The sequence below is a fragment of the Rhodanobacter aciditrophus genome (assembly GCF_050026795.1).
In the GTDB taxonomy this organism is placed as follows: domain Bacteria; phylum Pseudomonadota; class Gammaproteobacteria; order Xanthomonadales; family Rhodanobacteraceae; genus Rhodanobacter_A.
Genome location: NZ_JALBWP010000009.1, coordinates 193,521 through 207,845 on the forward strand (window position 1 = coordinate 193,521; position 14,325 = coordinate 207,845).

The 14,325-nt window shown below is 71.0% G+C and carries 11 protein-coding genes; 5 read left to right on the forward strand and 6 right to left on the reverse strand.

Annotation, left to right across the window (positions count from 1 at the left end; all coding sequences use genetic code 11):
• Positions 1 to 68: 68 nt before the first annotated feature.
• Positions 69 to 1,940, reverse strand: coding sequence for an RNA polymerase sigma factor RpoD (gene rpoD, locus ACQGNW_RS03950; protein WP_426661811.1), 1,872 nt, complete (start codon positions 1,938 to 1,940; stop codon positions 69 to 71).
• A 146-nt stretch (positions 1,941 to 2,086) separates the two neighbouring features.
• Positions 2,087 to 2,527 carry a D-aminoacyl-tRNA deacylase gene (gene dtd, locus ACQGNW_RS03955; RefSeq protein ID WP_426661812.1) on the reverse strand — a complete coding sequence of 147 codons (441 nt, stop codon included), beginning with the start codon at positions 2,525 to 2,527 and terminating at the stop codon, positions 2,087 to 2,089.
• 82 nt (positions 2,528 to 2,609) lie between these two features.
• Between dtd and ACQGNW_RS03960 the strand changes: the two genes are divergently transcribed.
• Positions 2,610 to 3,515 (forward strand): LpxL/LpxP family acyltransferase, encoded by a 906-nt coding sequence (locus tag ACQGNW_RS03960; protein ID WP_426661813.1) that lies wholly within the window; start codon positions 2,610 to 2,612, stop codon positions 3,513 to 3,515.
• Between the two features lie 6 nt (positions 3,516 to 3,521).
• Here ACQGNW_RS03960 and ACQGNW_RS03965 read toward each other — a convergent pair whose 3' ends face one another.
• Positions 3,522 to 7,400 (reverse strand): GH36-type glycosyl hydrolase domain-containing protein, encoded by a 3,879-nt coding sequence (locus ACQGNW_RS03965; protein WP_426661814.1) that lies wholly within the window; start codon positions 7,398 to 7,400, stop codon positions 3,522 to 3,524.
• A gap of 78 nt (positions 7,401 to 7,478) precedes the next feature.
• Between ACQGNW_RS03965 and ACQGNW_RS03970 the strand changes: the two genes are divergently transcribed.
• Both ACQGNW_RS03970 and gnd read left to right on the forward strand, forming a co-directional pair.
• Positions 7,479 to 8,804: a glucoamylase family protein gene (locus ACQGNW_RS03970; protein ID WP_426661815.1), complete on the forward strand. Its 1,326-nt coding sequence runs from the start codon at positions 7,479 to 7,481 to the stop codon at positions 8,802 to 8,804.
• Between the two features lie 59 nt (positions 8,805 to 8,863).
• Positions 8,864 to 9,775: a phosphogluconate dehydrogenase (NAD(+)-dependent, decarboxylating) gene (gene gnd, locus ACQGNW_RS03975; RefSeq protein WP_426661816.1), complete on the forward strand. Its 912-nt coding sequence runs from the start codon at positions 8,864 to 8,866 to the stop codon at positions 9,773 to 9,775.
• A 36-nt stretch (positions 9,776 to 9,811) separates the two neighbouring features.
• On the opposite strand, the gene ACQGNW_RS03980 is transcribed toward gnd, so the two are convergent.
• On the reverse strand, positions 9,812 to 11,581 hold the full coding sequence (locus ACQGNW_RS03980; protein ID WP_426661817.1) for an SLC13 family permease: 1,770 nt from the start codon (positions 11,579 to 11,581) through the stop codon (positions 9,812 to 9,814).
• Between the two features lie 165 nt (positions 11,582 to 11,746).
• On the opposite strand from ACQGNW_RS03980, the gene ACQGNW_RS03985 reads away from it, so the two are divergent.
• Complete coding sequence (locus tag ACQGNW_RS03985; protein WP_426661818.1) at positions 11,747 to 12,682, forward strand: patatin-like phospholipase family protein; 936 nt, start codon at positions 11,747 to 11,749, stop codon at positions 12,680 to 12,682.
• Positions 12,683 to 12,705: 23 nt separating this feature from the next.
• Here the strand turns inward: ACQGNW_RS03985 and ACQGNW_RS03990 are convergent, their stop codons facing one another.
• The gene (locus ACQGNW_RS03990; protein ID WP_426661819.1) at positions 12,706 to 13,074 is read right to left on the reverse strand and encodes a DUF488 domain-containing protein; all 369 of its coding nucleotides are present in this window, start codon (positions 13,072 to 13,074) and stop codon (positions 12,706 to 12,708) included.
• A gap of 66 nt (positions 13,075 to 13,140) precedes the next feature.
• Positions 13,141 to 13,857 (reverse strand): glycosyltransferase, encoded by a 717-nt coding sequence (locus tag ACQGNW_RS03995; RefSeq protein ID WP_426661820.1) that lies wholly within the window; start codon positions 13,855 to 13,857, stop codon positions 13,141 to 13,143.
• A 158-nt stretch (positions 13,858 to 14,015) separates the two neighbouring features.
• On the opposite strand from ACQGNW_RS03995, the gene bufA1 reads away from it, so the two are divergent.
• The gene (bufA1, locus tag ACQGNW_RS04000; RefSeq protein ID WP_426661821.1) at positions 14,016 to 14,324 is read left to right on the forward strand and encodes a BufA1 family periplasmic bufferin-type metallophore; all 309 of its coding nucleotides are present in this window, start codon (positions 14,016 to 14,018) and stop codon (positions 14,322 to 14,324) included.
• Position 14,325 lies beyond the last annotated feature (1 nt).

The following is a 14,325-nucleotide window of genomic DNA, read 5'->3' on the forward strand; positions in this document are numbered from 1 at the left end:
CCGGCACCCGCATGCGACGACGGCCGCTTGCGCGGCCGTCATCATTGCCCTGCCTTGGCGCTGCCGGGTCAATCCACGTCGAGGAAGGAACGCAGCTGCTCGGAGCGGCTGGGATGGCGCAGCTTGCGCAGCGCCTTCGCCTCGATCTGGCGGATGCGCTCGCGGGTGACGTCGAACTGCTTGCCGACCTCTTCCAGCGTGTGGTCGGTGTTCATGTCGATGCCGAAGCGCATGCGCAGCACCTTCGCCTCCCGCGGGGTGAGGCCGGCGAGCACGTCGCGCACGGTCTCCATCAGGCCGGTCTCGGTGGCCGAGTCGATCGGCGAGGACGCGTTGGAGTCCTCGATGAAGTCGCCGAGGTGCGAGTCCTCGTCGTCGCCGATCGGGGTTTCCATCGAGATCGGTTCCTTGGCGATCTTCAGCACCTTGCGGATCTTGTCCTCGGGCATGTCCATCTCCTTGGCCAGCTCCTCCGGCGTGGCCTCGCGGCCGTACTGCTGGAGCATCTGGCGGGAGATGCGGTTGAGCTTGTTGATCGTCTCGATCATGTGCACCGGGATGCGGATGGTGCGCGCCTGGTCGGCGATCGAGCGGGTGATCGCCTGGCGGATCCACCAGGTGGCGTAGGTCGAGAACTTGTAGCCGCGGCGGTATTCGAACTTGTCCACCGCCTTCATCAGGCCGATGTTGCCTTCCTGGATCAGGTCGAGGAACTGCAGGCCGCGGTTGGTGTACTTCTTGGCGATCGAGATCACCAGGCGCAGGTTCGCCTCGACCATCTCCTTCTTGGCGCGGCGCGCCTTGGCCTCACCCGAGGCCATGGCACGGTTGATTTCCTTGATGTCGGTGAGCGGCAGGAACAGCTTCTGCTCGATCGCGGCCAGCTTCTCCTGCTCGGCGTCGATCGCCTCGCGATGGGTCTTGACGTTCGGCGACCACTTCTGGCGCTTGCGGGACAGCTCCGCGGCCCACTCGAGGTTGCCCTCGTTGCTGGGGAACGCCTTGAGGAACTCGGCCTTGGGCATCTTCACCTGCTTGACGAAGATGTCCATCAGCACGCGCTCGTGGTGGCGGATGTCGCCCACCACCTCGCGCAGCTTGCGCACGAAGCCGTCGATCAGCGCGCTGGGCAGCTTGAGCTTGAGGAACTCCTCGGCCATCTGGTCGCGCAGCTTGACGATCTTCTTGTCGGTGATGCCGGTGGCCTTGGCCGCGGCCTTCTGGAACTTCGCGTAGTGATCGCGCAGCAGCTCCATGCGGCGCTTGACCTCTTCGGGGTCGGGGCCGCTGGAGCCGGCTTCCTCGTCATCGGAGCTGCTGTCGTCCTCGTCCTCCTCGTCGCCCTCGCCGTCGCCGTCCTCGGCGGCGGCAGCGGCAGCCTCCTCGGCCTCCAGGCGCGCGGCGTCGGCCGCGGCCTCCAGGTCGAGGAAGCCCGCGAGGATCTCGGACAGGCGGCGCTTGCCGTCCAGGTGCTGGTCGTATTCCTCCAGCAGCAGCTCGATGGTGAGCGGGAAGCTGGCCAGCGCCTGCTGCACCTGGGAGAGGCCCTCCTCGATGCGCTTGGCGATGGCGATCTCGCCTTCGCGTGTGAGCAGCTCGACGGTGCCCATCTCGCGCATGTACATGCGCACCGGGTCGGTGGTGCGGCCCACCTCGGCGTCCACGGCGGAGAGCAGGGCGACGGCTTCCTCGGCCGCCGCCTCGTCGTCGGGACCGGCGCCGGGCGCATTGTCGGCCAGCGGGTCGGCGTCCGGTGCGGCGTCGTGCACCTCGATGCCCACGCCCTTGAGCACCGCCATGATGTCCTCGATCTGCTCCGCGTCGACGATGTCGTCGGGCAGGTGATCGTTGATTTCGGCGTAGGTCAGGTAACCCTGCTCGAGACCCTTGGCGATGAGCGCCTTGATTTCGGACTGTTGCTCGTGGACTTTGTTGTTCATTCACCGACCGCCGCAGGGTTCAAGAACCGGACATTATAGCGATGTGCTGCTTTTTTGACCAGTTTTCAAGGTGGAAATTTCGTCGCGACTGCACGCAAAAATCGCGCCAGAACGTGGGTTTGCGCGCGTCCTGACGCGCCGCGCGTTCAGCCGGTGTCGAGCCGGAACGTCACCGGCCCGTCGTTGACCAGGCTCACCACCATATGGGCACCGAAGCGTCCGGTTTCCACCTCGGGATGCGCGGCGCGGGCCAGTTCCAGCAGCCGCTCGAACCAGCGCCGACCATGCTCGGGCGCCGCCGCGGAGGTGAAGCTGGGGCGCATGCCGGAACGGGTATCGGCGGCCAGCGTGAACTGGCTCACCAGCAGCAGGCCGCCGCCGGTGTCGGCGAGCGAACGGTTCATCCTGCCGGCCGCGTCGGCGAACACCCGGTAGCCGAGCAGGCGTTCCAGCATGCGCCGCGCCTGCGGTTCGCCGTCGTGGGGCTCCACCGCCACCAGGGCCAGCAGGCCGGGACCGATCGCGCCCACGCTTTCGCCTTCGACCTCGACACGGGCGGAGAGCACACGCTGGATCAGGGCGATCATGGCGACTCGGCAACGGGCGAAGTGCGCAGCATAAGCGCGCCGCGCGGCCGGTGGAAGCGCAGCTATCCCGTACACTGGATGGATGCGTGCCGACATGTACCTCGCCTACCTCCTGCTGCGTCTGCTCGCCCTGCTGCCGCTGCGCACGCTGCAGGCCGGCGGCGCGCTGCTGGGCCACATCGCGCTGTGGCGGCGCACCCGCACCGCGCACCACGTGGCGGTGAACCTGGCGATCGCCCGGCCCGGGCTGGACGCGGCCGCACGCGCGACGCTGCTGCGCGAGGCACTGGCCGAGAGCGGCAAGTCGGCCACCGAGATCATCAAGATCTGGGGCTCGGGCGCCGGGCGCGCGCTGCGGCTGGTGCGCGAGGTGCGCGGCGAGGCGCTGTTCGACGCCGCGCTGGCCGCGGGCAGGGGCGTGATCATCGCCGCCCCCCACCTGGGCTGCTGGGAACTGCTGAACTACTGGCTGTGCCGCAAGACGCCGATGGCGATCCTGTACCGGCCGCCGCGCATCGCCGCGGTGGAGGGCCTGCTGCGCAAGGTGCGCGGCGCGCTGGCGCCGGAACAGGTGCGCGCCGAGGGCGCGGGCGTACGCACGCTGTACAAGCGGCTCGCCGCGGGCGGCACGGTGGGCATCCTGCCTGACCAGAAGCCGCGCGAAGGCGAGGGCGCATTCGCGCCGTTCTTCGGCCGCGAGGCGCTGACCATGGTGCTGCTGCCCCGCCTGGCCGCCCGCACCGGGGCCACCGTGCTGTTCGCGTTCGCGGAACGGCTGCCACGCGGCGCGGGCTACCGCATCCACTTCCTGCCTGCGCCGGACGGCCTGGCCGACGCCGACCTCGGCGTGGCCTGCGGCGCGCTCAACCGTGGCGTGGAAGCCTGCGTGAATCTGGCCTTCGCCCAGTACCAGTGGCAGTACAAGCGCTGGTCGGCGCACGACCGGCCCAGCCCCTACGACCGCAGGAACCCGGCGCAGCCGGGCTGATCCCGCTCAGCCCAGCTCCACGCGCACGCGGTGGCTGCCGCCATCGTCGGCCAGCGCGATGGGTTCACCCACGGGCAGCGGCCGGCCATCCAGCTCCAGTACGCGCACGCCGCGGCAGACGCCGTGCGGGTTCTCCACGCGGATCGCGTAGCGGGTGAGCTGCCGCGCGCCGCGGTGCCGGTAGTCGAGCTCGAAGCCGGGCCAGTGCCTCGGCACGCAGGGGTCGATGCGCAGCCGCCCGCCCTGCTTGCGGAAACCGAGCAGCGCCTCCAGCCCCGCGCGGTACAGCCACGCGGCCGAGCCGGTGTACCAGGTCCAGCCGCCGCGGCCGGCCAGCTCGCCCGCCGCGTAGACGTCGGCGCAGGAGACATAGGGTTCGACCCGGTAGCGCGCCGCCGCGTCGGCGCCGTCGCTGTGGCGGACCGGGTTGAGGAACCCGAACAGCTCGCCCGCGCGGTCGCCGTCGCCCAGCGCGGCCCAGGCGAAGATCGACCACACCGCGCCATGCGTGTACTGGCCGCCGTTCTCGCGCACGCCGGGCGGGTAGCCCCTGATGTAGCCGGGGTTTTCCTGTCCCTGGTCGAACGGCGGCGTGAACAGGCGCGCGAGCCGGTGTTCGCGATCGACCAGTTCGCGCTCGTTCGAGACCATCGCCTGCGCCGCGTGCGCCGCGTCGGCGGCGCCGGCCAGCACGCTCCACGACTGCGCAAGGGTGTCGATGCGGCAGGCGTCGTCCTGCGCCGAACCCAGCGGCGTGCCGTCGTCGTAATAGCCACGCCGGTACCAGGCGCCGTCCCAGGCCTGTTCCAGCGCGGCGCGCATGTCCCGGGCGTAGTCGTGCCAGCGCTGCGCCCGGGCGCGCTCGCCGCGCGCCTCGGCCAGCGGCGCGTAGGCTTCGATGGCGCGGATCAGGAACCAGCCCATCCAGCCGCTTTCGCCGCGGCCGCGCGCGCCCACCGCGTTCATGCCGTCGTTCCAGTCGCCGGTGCCCATCAGCGGCAGGCCGTGCGCGCCGCGGGTGAGCGCCGAATCCAGCGCGCGGGCGCAGTGCTCGTGCAGGCTGGCTTTTTCGTCCGAGGTGCCGGGCTGGAAATACGCGTCGGCGGCATCGTCGGGTATCGCCTCGCCGGTGAGGAAGGCCAAGGCTTCGTCCAGCACCGCGGCGTCGCCGCTGACCTCGACGTAGTGCGCGGCGACGAAGGCCAGCCACACGCGGTCGTCGCTGATGCGGGTGCGGATGCCCTGCCCGTCCGGCGGCAGCCACCAGTGCTGCACGTCGCCCGCGGCGAACTGGCGGCCCGCGGCGCGCAGCAGATGTTCGCGAGCCAGGTCGGGGCGGCTGACGCACAGCGCCATCACATCCTGCAGCTGGTCGCGGAAACCCCAGGCGCCGCTGGCCTGGTAGTAGGCGGTGCGTGCCCACAAGCGGCAGCTGGTCACCTGGTAGAGCAGCCAGCCGTTGAGCATCAGGTCCAGCGCGCGGTCGGGCGTGCGTACCTGCACCGCGTCGAGCAGCTCGTCCCACTGCGCGGCAACCGCGGCCAGCACCGCGTCGACGTCGATGGCGCGGTACTTCGCCACCAGTGCCTGCGCCTCGGCCTCGCCGGGCGCATCGCCGAGCAGCCAGCGCAACTCGAGCTCGGTGTGCGGCGGCAGTTCGAGGCGCAGCTGCAGCGCGCCGCAGGGGTCCAGCCCCGCGCCGAGGCGCCCGGACAGCGACGCATCGCCGCGCAACGCGGCGGGACGATCCACCGCGCCCAGCGGGCCCAGGAAGGCGGCGCGGTCGCCGCTCATGGCCTGCTGCGCACCGCCCAAGTCGGCGAAGGCCACGCGCCCGCCGAAATCCGGCCGCCAGCGGTTGCGCGCGAACAGTGCGCCGGTCTTGTCGTCGCGCACGGTCTGCACGAAGGGCGCGGACACGGAGCCGTTCGGCCCCAGCGCCCATTCCACGTAGGCGGTGAGGGAAAGGCGCCGCGGGCGCGGCGAGCGGTTGACCAGCCGCACGCGCGCCAGCTTCAGCGTGTCATCCACCGGCACGCACTGCAGGAGCTCCAGCGCGATGCCGTGGGCGTCCGTCTCGAAACGGCTCCAGCCCTTGCCGTGGGTGGCCGCGTAATGCGCGCCGGCGATGCGGATCGGCAGCGCGGTGGCGCTCCACAGCACGCCGTTGTCCTCGTCGCGCAGGTACAGCACCTCGTGCGGGCTGTCGCTCACCGGATCGTTCGGCCACGGCGTGAGCGGATTCTGCTGGCTGTTGAGCGACCACGCGTAGCCGCTGCCCTCGGCGGAAACCAGGAAACCGAACGCAGGATTGGCGATCACGTTCACCCAGGGCTGCGGCGTGCAGCTGCCCTCGGCCAGTTCGATGCGATAGGCGCGGCCGCCCTCCACGAAGCCGCCGCAGCCGTTGGGGAATTCCGGCGCCGCGGCGGCCGGCGCGGCATCGCGTGCCGGCGCGGTGGCGCGCAGCGGCGGCGCGGCTGGCGCGGGCGTGGCGGCCGGAGCGGCGGCCGGCGGCGCCGCTGCGCCATCCAGCACCAGCCGCGCCACGCAGGCCAGGCCGTCGCGCAGGTCCTCGCCGATCGCGCGCTCCTGCAGCGCGAACAGCTCCGCCTTGGGCAGGTCTCGCTCCTCCTTCAGCTGCGCCTGCTGCGTCTTCACCAGCGGCACTAGCGCCGACTGCACGGCGCCGTCGCCCGCATCGAGCAGCACCACGTCGATCGGGAAGCGCTGGGCGCACCACAGTCGCTGCGCGCGCAGCAGCTCCTGCACACGGGGCAGGTCGCCTTCGCCGTGCAGCCGCAGCAGCGCGATCGGGCGGTCGCCGGAGATGCCCGCGGCCCACAGCGTGGGCGCGCCGCCGCGGCCGCGCGCGATGGCTTCCGGCGGGGCGCGTTGCGCAGGGTCGCCGACCAGCAGCGCGTCCAGCCAGCGCGCGGCGCGGGCGGCTTGCACGTCGTCGATGCCGAGTTGTCGTAGCCGCGTCTGCGCCTGTTGCGCGGCGGCGTCGAACAGTCGCGCCGGGGCGTCCGCATCGGCCACCCGCGCGGCGAGCGCCAGGGCGTCGTCGCGGTGGTCGGCCAGCTTTGTCCACAGCAGCACGGCGACTTCGCCGTTCGGTGCCAGCGTGAATTGCCGGCGCTGCGCGAACACCGGGTCGAGCACGCAGCCGACACTGCCTTCCCATGCCGTGCCGGGCTGCAGCGCCCGTGCGTGGCGCAGCGTGCGGCCGCGACCGAGGAAGCGCATGCGGTCGGTCTCGAACTCCGGCACGCCGGACGCCGCACCCCCGATGCGCAGCGCCTGCGCCGCCCATATGGCCGCGTCGTCGTCCGATCGCCTGCGCCGCGTGGCCAGCAGCAGGCCGCGTGCGGCGTCCCACTCCGTCTGCACGAACATCTTGGAGAACGCGGGGTGTGCGTCGTCCGCGCCCGCCGGGCCCAGCACCAGTTCGGCGTAGCTGGCGATCGACAGATGGCGCACGCGGTCGCCGTGGTTGCCCAGCGTGAGCCGGCGCAGTTCCACGTCGGCGTCAGCGGCCACCGCCACCTGCAGCGTGCAGTGCAGGCTGTGGTGGCGGCGATGGAATGTGGCGAGGCCTGGCTCGAACCGCTCGGCGTCATCGGGCGCTTCGTGCGCGAACGGCTGCCGCGTGGGCGACCAGACCTCGCCGCTGTCCTCGTCGCACAGCAGCAGCCAGCTGCCCCAGCCGTCCACCGTGGAATCCTCGCGCCAGCGCGTCACCGCGAGATCGCGCCAGCGGCAGAAGCCGGCACCGTGGCGATCGATCATCACCGAGATGCGGCCATTGGAAAGCAGGCCATGCCGCGGCGTTGCAGGGGAAGCAATCATCGTCGGGATTTCGCGCGGGGAAGCATCGAGCATGCGGGGCCGCGCGCATTCACGGCGTCAATGCACGGCGGACGGCACGCTGGCCAGCGCTGATTCCGCCACGTTCCATCCATGTCCGCCGCCACCTCGCATCCCCCGCTCGAATCCGGCCCGCAGCTGCAGCACCTGCAGAACAAGGCCTGGGCCTACTTCCAGTACGAGACGAACCCGCACAACGGCCTGGTGGCGGACAAGACCGCGCCGGACTGGCCCGCCAGCATCGCCGCCACCGGGATGGCGCTCAGCGCATATCCGGTGGCGGTGGAACGCGGCCTGCTGGACGAACACGCCGCGATCGCGCGCACCCTGGCCACCCTGCGCTTCTTCCGCGACAGCGCGCAGGGCGAGGCGGCGGACGCCACCGGGTACCGCGGCTTCTACTACCACTTCCTCGACATGCGCACGGGCAGGCGCGCGTGGCAGTGCGAGCTGTCCACGGTGGACAGCGCCTTCCTGTTCGCCGGCATGCTCACGGCGGCGGCGTACTTCCGTGCCGACACGCCGCCGCAGCGCGAGATCCGCGAGCTGGCGGACATGCTCTATCGCCGCGCCGACTGGGCCTGGGCGCAGGCCGCGGACGGCACCATCGGCCACGGCTGGCGGCCCGAAAGCGGCTTCATCCCGCATCGCTGGCAGGGCTACGACGAAGGCCTGCTGCTGTACGTGCTGGCGCTCGGCTCGCCCACCCACGCACTGCCGCCCGCCGCATTCGCGGCCTGGGCTTCCACCTACGAGTGGAGGCACGCCTACGACATCGACTACCTCTACTGCGGGCCGCTGTTCACCCACCAGCTGTCGCACGTATGGATCGACTTCCGCGGCATCCAGGACGCCTTCATGCGCGGCAAGGGCATCGACTATTTCGAGAACAGCCGCCGCGCCAGCCTGGTGCAGCAGCGCTACGCGATCGACAATCCGCTGTGCCTCAAGGGGTACGGCGCGCAATGCTGGGGCATCACCGCCAGCGACGGCCCCGGCGAGACCACGCGCGTCATCGACGGCGTGCCGCGCCAGTTCCGTGGCTACGCAGGACGCGGCGCGCCCTGGAGCATCGACGACGGCACGCTGTCGCCGTGGGCGGTGGCGGCCTCGCTGCCATTCGCGCCGGAAATCGTGCTGCCCACGTTGCACCACTTCGTCCACACGCTGGCGCTGCACGACCGCCACCCTTACGGCTTCCAGGCCAGCTTCAACGCCACCTGGGGCGGCGACGCGGCCTGCGGCTGGACCTCGCCGTACTTCTTCGGCATCAACACCGGACCGATCCTGCTGATGATCGAGAACCAGCGCAGCGGCCTGTTATGGCAGCTGCTGCGCCGCTGCCGGTATATCGTGGACGGTCTGCGTGCCGCCGGCTTCACCGGCGGCTGGCTGGACGCGCAGGGCCGGCGGCCCTGACACTTTCGCGGTCGGCGCACATGGCGCCACCGACTTCTTTCAATCAAGCGGAGCAGGCGATGGAACTGGGCATGGTCGGGCTGGGCAAGATGGGCGCCAACATGGCGGAGCGGCTGGTGCAGGGCGGCCACCGGGTCACCGGCTTCGATCCCAGCGCGGACGCGCGCCGGGCGGTGGCGGCCAAGGGCGTGGCCGGCGCCGATTCGCTGGAAGCCCTGGTCAAGGCGCTGCCCGCGCCGCGCGTGCTGTGGCTGATGGTGCCCGCGGGCAAGATCACCGACGACACCGTCAACGCGCTGCTGCCGCTGCTCGCGCAGGGCGACACCGTGATCGACGGCGGCAACTCCAACTACAGGGACACGCTGCGCCGTGCCGCGCTGTATGCCGAACACGGCCTCGGCTACGTGGACTGCGGCACCAGCGGCGGCGTCTGGGGCCTCAAGGAGGGCTACAGCATGATGGTGGGCGGCGACGCGAAGGCCGTCGAGGCGCTGCGGCCCATCTTCCAGACGCTGGCGCCCGCCGCGGAGCAGGGCTGGGGCCGCGTCGGCCCGGTGGGCTCCGGCCACTTCACCAAGATGGTCCACAACGGCATCGAGTACGGCCTGATGCAGGCCTACGCCGAGGGCTTCTCCATCCTCGGCCACAAGAAGGAGTTCGGCCTGGACCTGCACCAGATCGGCGAGATCTGGCGCTACGGCAGCGTGGTGCGTTCCTGGCTGCTCGACCTCACCACCGACGCGCTGGGCAAGAACCCCGCGATGGACGGCATCGCGCCCTACGTGGCCGATTCCGGCGAAGGCCGCTGGACCGTGGACGAGGCGATCGAACTCGACGTGCCCGCCCCGATCATCACCGCCTCGCTGATCGAGCGCCTGCGCTCGCGCGACACCGATTCGTTCTCCGACAAGCTGCTCGCCGCGATGCGCAACGAGTTCGGCGGGCACGCGATCAAGGGCGAGGCGAAGTAGGAGCCTGTCCGGGCAACATCATCCCGGCCGCGCGGCTCAGCCGGGATGGAACGGCCAGAACCGCGGGATCAGCCACATCGACAGCGCGCAGAACAACGCGATCAGCGGGATGCCCACCTTCATGAAGTCGGTGAAGCGGTAGCCGCCGGCGTAGTACACCATGGTGTTGGTGGGATAGCCCACCGGCGTGGCGAACGAGGTGGCGGCGGCGAACGCCACCGCCACCACGAACGGGCGCGGGTCGGCATGCACGGCGTGCGCCACGCTGGCGGCGATGCCCACCATCAGCACCACCGAGGGGTTGTGGCCCATCAGCTCGGTGAGCAGGGCGGTGAGCAGGTACACCATCAGCAGTGCGGCTAGCGGGCCGTGGTTGCCGACCAGGCCCAGCCCGGCCTGCACCACCTCATGCGACAGGCCGGTCTTCTCGATCGCGCTGCCCAGCGGCAGGATCGCACCGAGCAGCACGATGATCTTCCAGTCCATGCCCTCGTAGACGTCCTTGCGGCCGTAGCAGCCAGTGAGTGCCATCGCCGCCGCGCCGCAGATTGCCGCCACCGGGATCGGCAGCCAGCGCAGGCCGGAGACGACCACCACGCCGGCCATGATCGCCGCCGCCACGATCGCCTTGCGCGACATGCGCCGCACGTCGTCACGCTCGCTGAGCACGATGAACGCGTCGTCGCCGCGCAGCTGCGGCATGCTGTCCTCGTCCACCAGCACCAGCAGCACGTCGCCCACCGCGAGGCTGACGTCGCTGAGCTTGTCGCGCAGCACCTGGCCGCGGCGGTGGATCGCCAGCGCCACCGCATCTGGGCGGCGGCCGAGGTCGGTCTCGACCAGCCGGCGGCCCTCGGCGAGGCTGGCCGGCGCGACCATGATCTCGGCAAGCACGCGCGGGTGGTCGGCGTCGCGCAGGTAGCGGCTCTCCGGCACGTTCTGCAGGTGCGCGCGGCGCTGGAACTCCTCGATCTTCTCCCAGTCGCCGCGCACCAGCAGCACGTCGCCGGCCTCCATCTGCTGCGAACGCGGCGACCACATGCGCCGCTCGCCGCGCAGCAGCTCCAGCGGGTACACGCCGTAGCGCTCGCCCAGCTGCGCCTCGCCGATGCTGCGCCCCACCAGCGGCGACTGCACGGTGAGCGCGAGCTCGGTGACGTACTTGCCGATCTCCACCTCCTCGACCTCGCCGGTGTCGACGTGGCGCGGCAGCAGCCAGCGCCCCACCAGCATCAGGTAGACCATGCCGGCCACCGCGAGCAGCACGCCCATGCCGGTGAACTCGAACACGCCGAACGCGGGCAGGCCGTGCTTCTGCGCCAGCGAATCGGCGAGCAGGTTGGACGAGGTGCCGATCAGGGTGCACACGCCGCCCATCTGCGCGGCGTAGGCCATCGGCATCAGCACCCGCGCCGGCGAGGTGCCGGTGCGCTGGCACACCCGCAGCGCCAGCGGCAGGAAGGTGGCGACCAGGGCGATGTTCTTCACGAACGCGCCCAGCGGCGCGATCGCCAGCATCAGCACGAGCGTGAGCAGCCACGGCCGGCGGATGCGCATCAGCAGCCGGCTGAGCGGCTCCAGCACGCCCGAGCGCTCGATGCCGAGGGAAAGCGCGAACATCGCCGCCACCGTTACCGTGGCCTCGTTGCTGAAGCCGGACAGCGCCTCCACCGGACTGACGATGCCCAGCACCACCAGGGTGGCGAGCACCAGCAGCGCCACCAGGTCGATGCGCAGCTTCTCGCTGGCGAACAGCGCCATCGCCACCGCAATCACGGCGACCACCGCCCAGGCCTGCCAGTTCATGCGCAGGCTCCGGCTGCTGTGCTCGGCGGCAACGCCCCGCGTGCTGTCTGCATCGATTTCACCCTGGCACCTGCGCGGCGATACAGCCCGCATGCTACGCGACGACGGCGCGTGCGCAAAACGCATGCATGCCGCGTTCACCGCGATCCGCGGCAGAATGCGCGGATGGACACACTGCCTTCCCCAGCATCCGCCGGCACGCGCCGCCAGCCCACCGTGGCGCTGGCGCTGGGCGCGGGCGGCGCGAAGGGACTGGCGCACATCGGCGTGATCGAGGAGCTGGAGGCGCAGGGCTACCGCATCAGCGCGATCGCCGGCAGCTCGATGGGCGCGGTGATCGGCGGCATCCACGCGATGGGCAAGCTCGACGTGTACCGTGACTGGGTCAGCGCGCTGGCGAAGCTCGACGTGCTGAGGCTGGTGGACTGGACGCTGTCCGGCGGCGGCCTGATCAAGGGCGAGAAGATCATCGGCACGCTGCGCGGGCTGATCGGCGACGCGCTGATCGAGGAGCTGCCGCTGGCATTCACCGCGGTGGCGGTGGACATCGACCGCGAGCGCGAGGTGTGGCTGTCGCGCGGGCCGCTGTTCGACGCGATCCGCGCCTCGATCGCCATTCCCACCGTGTTCCGCCCGCACCGCATCGAAGGCCGCCGGCTGGTGGACGGCGGCCTGCTCAACCCGGTGCCGGTGACGCCGCTGATCCGCGAGCCGGCCGACTACCTGATCGCGGTGAGCGTGGACGGCATGGCCAGCGAAACGTCCCCGGCACCGCCGGCGACCGGCGCGGAGACGGCCGACGCGCCCGGCTACCACCAGCGCATCGGCGCCTTCATCGGCCGGCTGGTGTCGCACGTCGGCAGCGGCGACGTGCCGCGCGAGCCCGGCGCGCTGGAACTGCTGACCCAGGTGATGGACCTGATGCAGGCGAACCTGGCGCGGCTGCGCCTCGCCGCCTACGAACCCGACCTGCTGATCCAGCTGCCGCGGAACATGGCCAGCGCCTACGAGTTCTATCGCGCCCGCGAACTGATCGAGCTGGGCCGGCAACAGGCGCGCGAAGCGCTGGCGCACTGGCCGCGCGCGGCCGCTTCACCGTAGGAGCGCACCCGGCACGCAAGCGGTCAACGCGGCCCGTGCGTGCGCAGCCAGTTTTCCAGGTAGGCCTTCATCACCACCGCGTTGTTGTGCTCCTCGTCGCGGGCGCCGTAGAGCAGGGTGACCGGGTGTTTCGCGGCACGCTCGGCCAGCGGCCGCCAGTGCTCGGCGCGCTTGTCCAGCTCGCCGGCGTAGCGCTGGCGGAAACCCTCCCAGCGCGCCGGATCGTGGCCGAACCACTGGCGCAGCGCGGTGGACGGCGCAAGTTCCTTGGCCCACAGGTCGAGCGGCACCTCGTCCTTCTTCAGCCCGCGCGGCCACAGGCGGTCGATCAGCACGCGGTAGCCGTCGGATTTCGCCGGCGGCTCGTAGACGCGTTTCACGGCAATGCTCATGCACGCAACTCCCGCAGGAAATGCGTTCCAGCATACGCCCGCGCGGTCGCGCAGGCGTGATTGAGGTCAGAGCTCCTCGACCCTCGTCACCTTGCCCCGGCGCATCAGCCAGGCCACGCCGCGCAGGTCGGCCAGGCCCACCCACAGGCGATCCAGCATGCCGTACTTGGACACGCCCGCGGTGCGCGGCCGGTGGCCCACCGGCACGCTGGTGCTCTGGAAGCCGGCGCGCTTCACCAGCGCGGGCAGGTAGCGGTGCATGTGGTCGAAGTAGGGCAGGCGCAGGAACACCTCGCGCTCGAACAGCTTGAGGCCGCAGCCGGTGTCCGGCGTGGCGTCCTTCAGCATGCGCGAGCGCACCGCGTTGGCGATCTTCGAGGAGATGCGCTTGTTGAAGCTGTCGCGCCGCGTGGTGCGCCAGCCGGCGAACAGCCTCACCTCGGGTGCGGCGACATCGCGGGCGGCGAGCAGCTTGGGGATGTCGGCCGGGTCGTTCTGGCCGTCGCCGTCCAGCGTGGCGATCCATGCGCCGCGTGCCGCGCGCACGCCGTTCCACACCGCCGTGCTCTGCCCGCTGCGGGTGACGTGGTGCAGCACGCGCAGCTCGGGATGCTGCGCCTTCTGCGCGTTCAGCACGGCGCGGCTGTCGTCGCTGGAGTCGTCGTCGACGTAGACCACCTCGTAGTCGATCTTGCCGCGCAGCGCGGCGGCAATCTCGGCGAGCAGCGGCGGGATGTTGTCGCGCTCGTTGAACACGGGGACGACCACGGAGAGTTGCGGCATGGGGCAGCCTTTCAACGGAAACGGGGCGCCGCGGCAGCGGCGAGCGCGCAGTTTACCGCCTGCGCCGGTGTTGCCGTGCGCAGCCCGCTGTAAGGAAATCCTGCCTGGGCGGGTCACCTGTGGCAGCCGGAATCCTCCGGCACCCACGGGAGAACCCCATGCAAGCCCAGACCATCCTCAGCTCCGCCCTGCTCAGCCTGATCGCCGCCGGCGCGCTCGGCGCCGCCACCAGCGCCCACGCCGCCGACAAGATGGCCGGCCACACGAACATGGAGAAGTGCTACGGCATCAACGCCGCGATGAAGAACGACTGCCAGACCCCGGGCCATTCCTGCGCGGGCCAGGACAGCAAGGCGCGCGATCCGCAGGGTTTCGTGGCGGTGCCCGCCGGCCTGTGCGCCAAGATCGCCGGCGGCTCGCTGCAGCCGATGGCCGCGATGTCGCACGACGCCATGAAAAAGAGCTGAG

Bases quoted from the DNA above. Each gene is read 5' to 3' on its own strand.
- ACQGNW_RS03985 (WP_426661818.1), top strand. From the start codon at position 11,747: ATGGACACACTGCCTTCCCCAGCATCCGCCGGCACGCGCCGCCAGCCC.
- rpoD (WP_426661811.1), bottom strand. From the start codon at position 1,940: ATGAACAACAAAGTCCACGAGCAACAGTCCGAAATCAAGGCGCTCATC.
- ACQGNW_RS03960 (WP_426661813.1), top strand. From the start codon at position 2,610: ATGCGTGCCGACATGTACCTCGCCTACCTCCTGCTGCGTCTGCTCGCC.
- ACQGNW_RS03990 (WP_426661819.1), bottom strand. From the start codon at position 13,074: ATGAGCATTGCCGTGAAACGCGTCTACGAGCCGCCGGCGAAATCCGAC.
- ACQGNW_RS03965 (WP_426661814.1), bottom strand. From the start codon at position 7,400: ATGCTCGATGCTTCCCCGCGCGAAATCCCGACGATGATTGCTTCCCCT.
- ACQGNW_RS03980 (WP_426661817.1), bottom strand. From the start codon at position 11,581: ATGAACTGGCAGGCCTGGGCGGTGGTCGCCGTGATTGCGGTGGCGATG.
- gnd (WP_426661816.1), top strand. From the start codon at position 8,864: ATGGAACTGGGCATGGTCGGGCTGGGCAAGATGGGCGCCAACATGGCG.
- ACQGNW_RS03970 (WP_426661815.1), top strand. From the start codon at position 7,479: ATGTCCGCCGCCACCTCGCATCCCCCGCTCGAATCCGGCCCGCAGCTG.
- dtd (WP_426661812.1), bottom strand. From the start codon at position 2,527: ATGATCGCCCTGATCCAGCGTGTGCTCTCCGCCCGTGTCGAGGTCGAA.
- bufA1 (WP_426661821.1), top strand. From the start codon at position 14,016: ATGCAAGCCCAGACCATCCTCAGCTCCGCCCTGCTCAGCCTGATCGCC.
- ACQGNW_RS03995 (WP_426661820.1), bottom strand. From the start codon at position 13,857: ATGCCGCAACTCTCCGTGGTCGTCCCCGTGTTCAACGAGCGCGACAAC.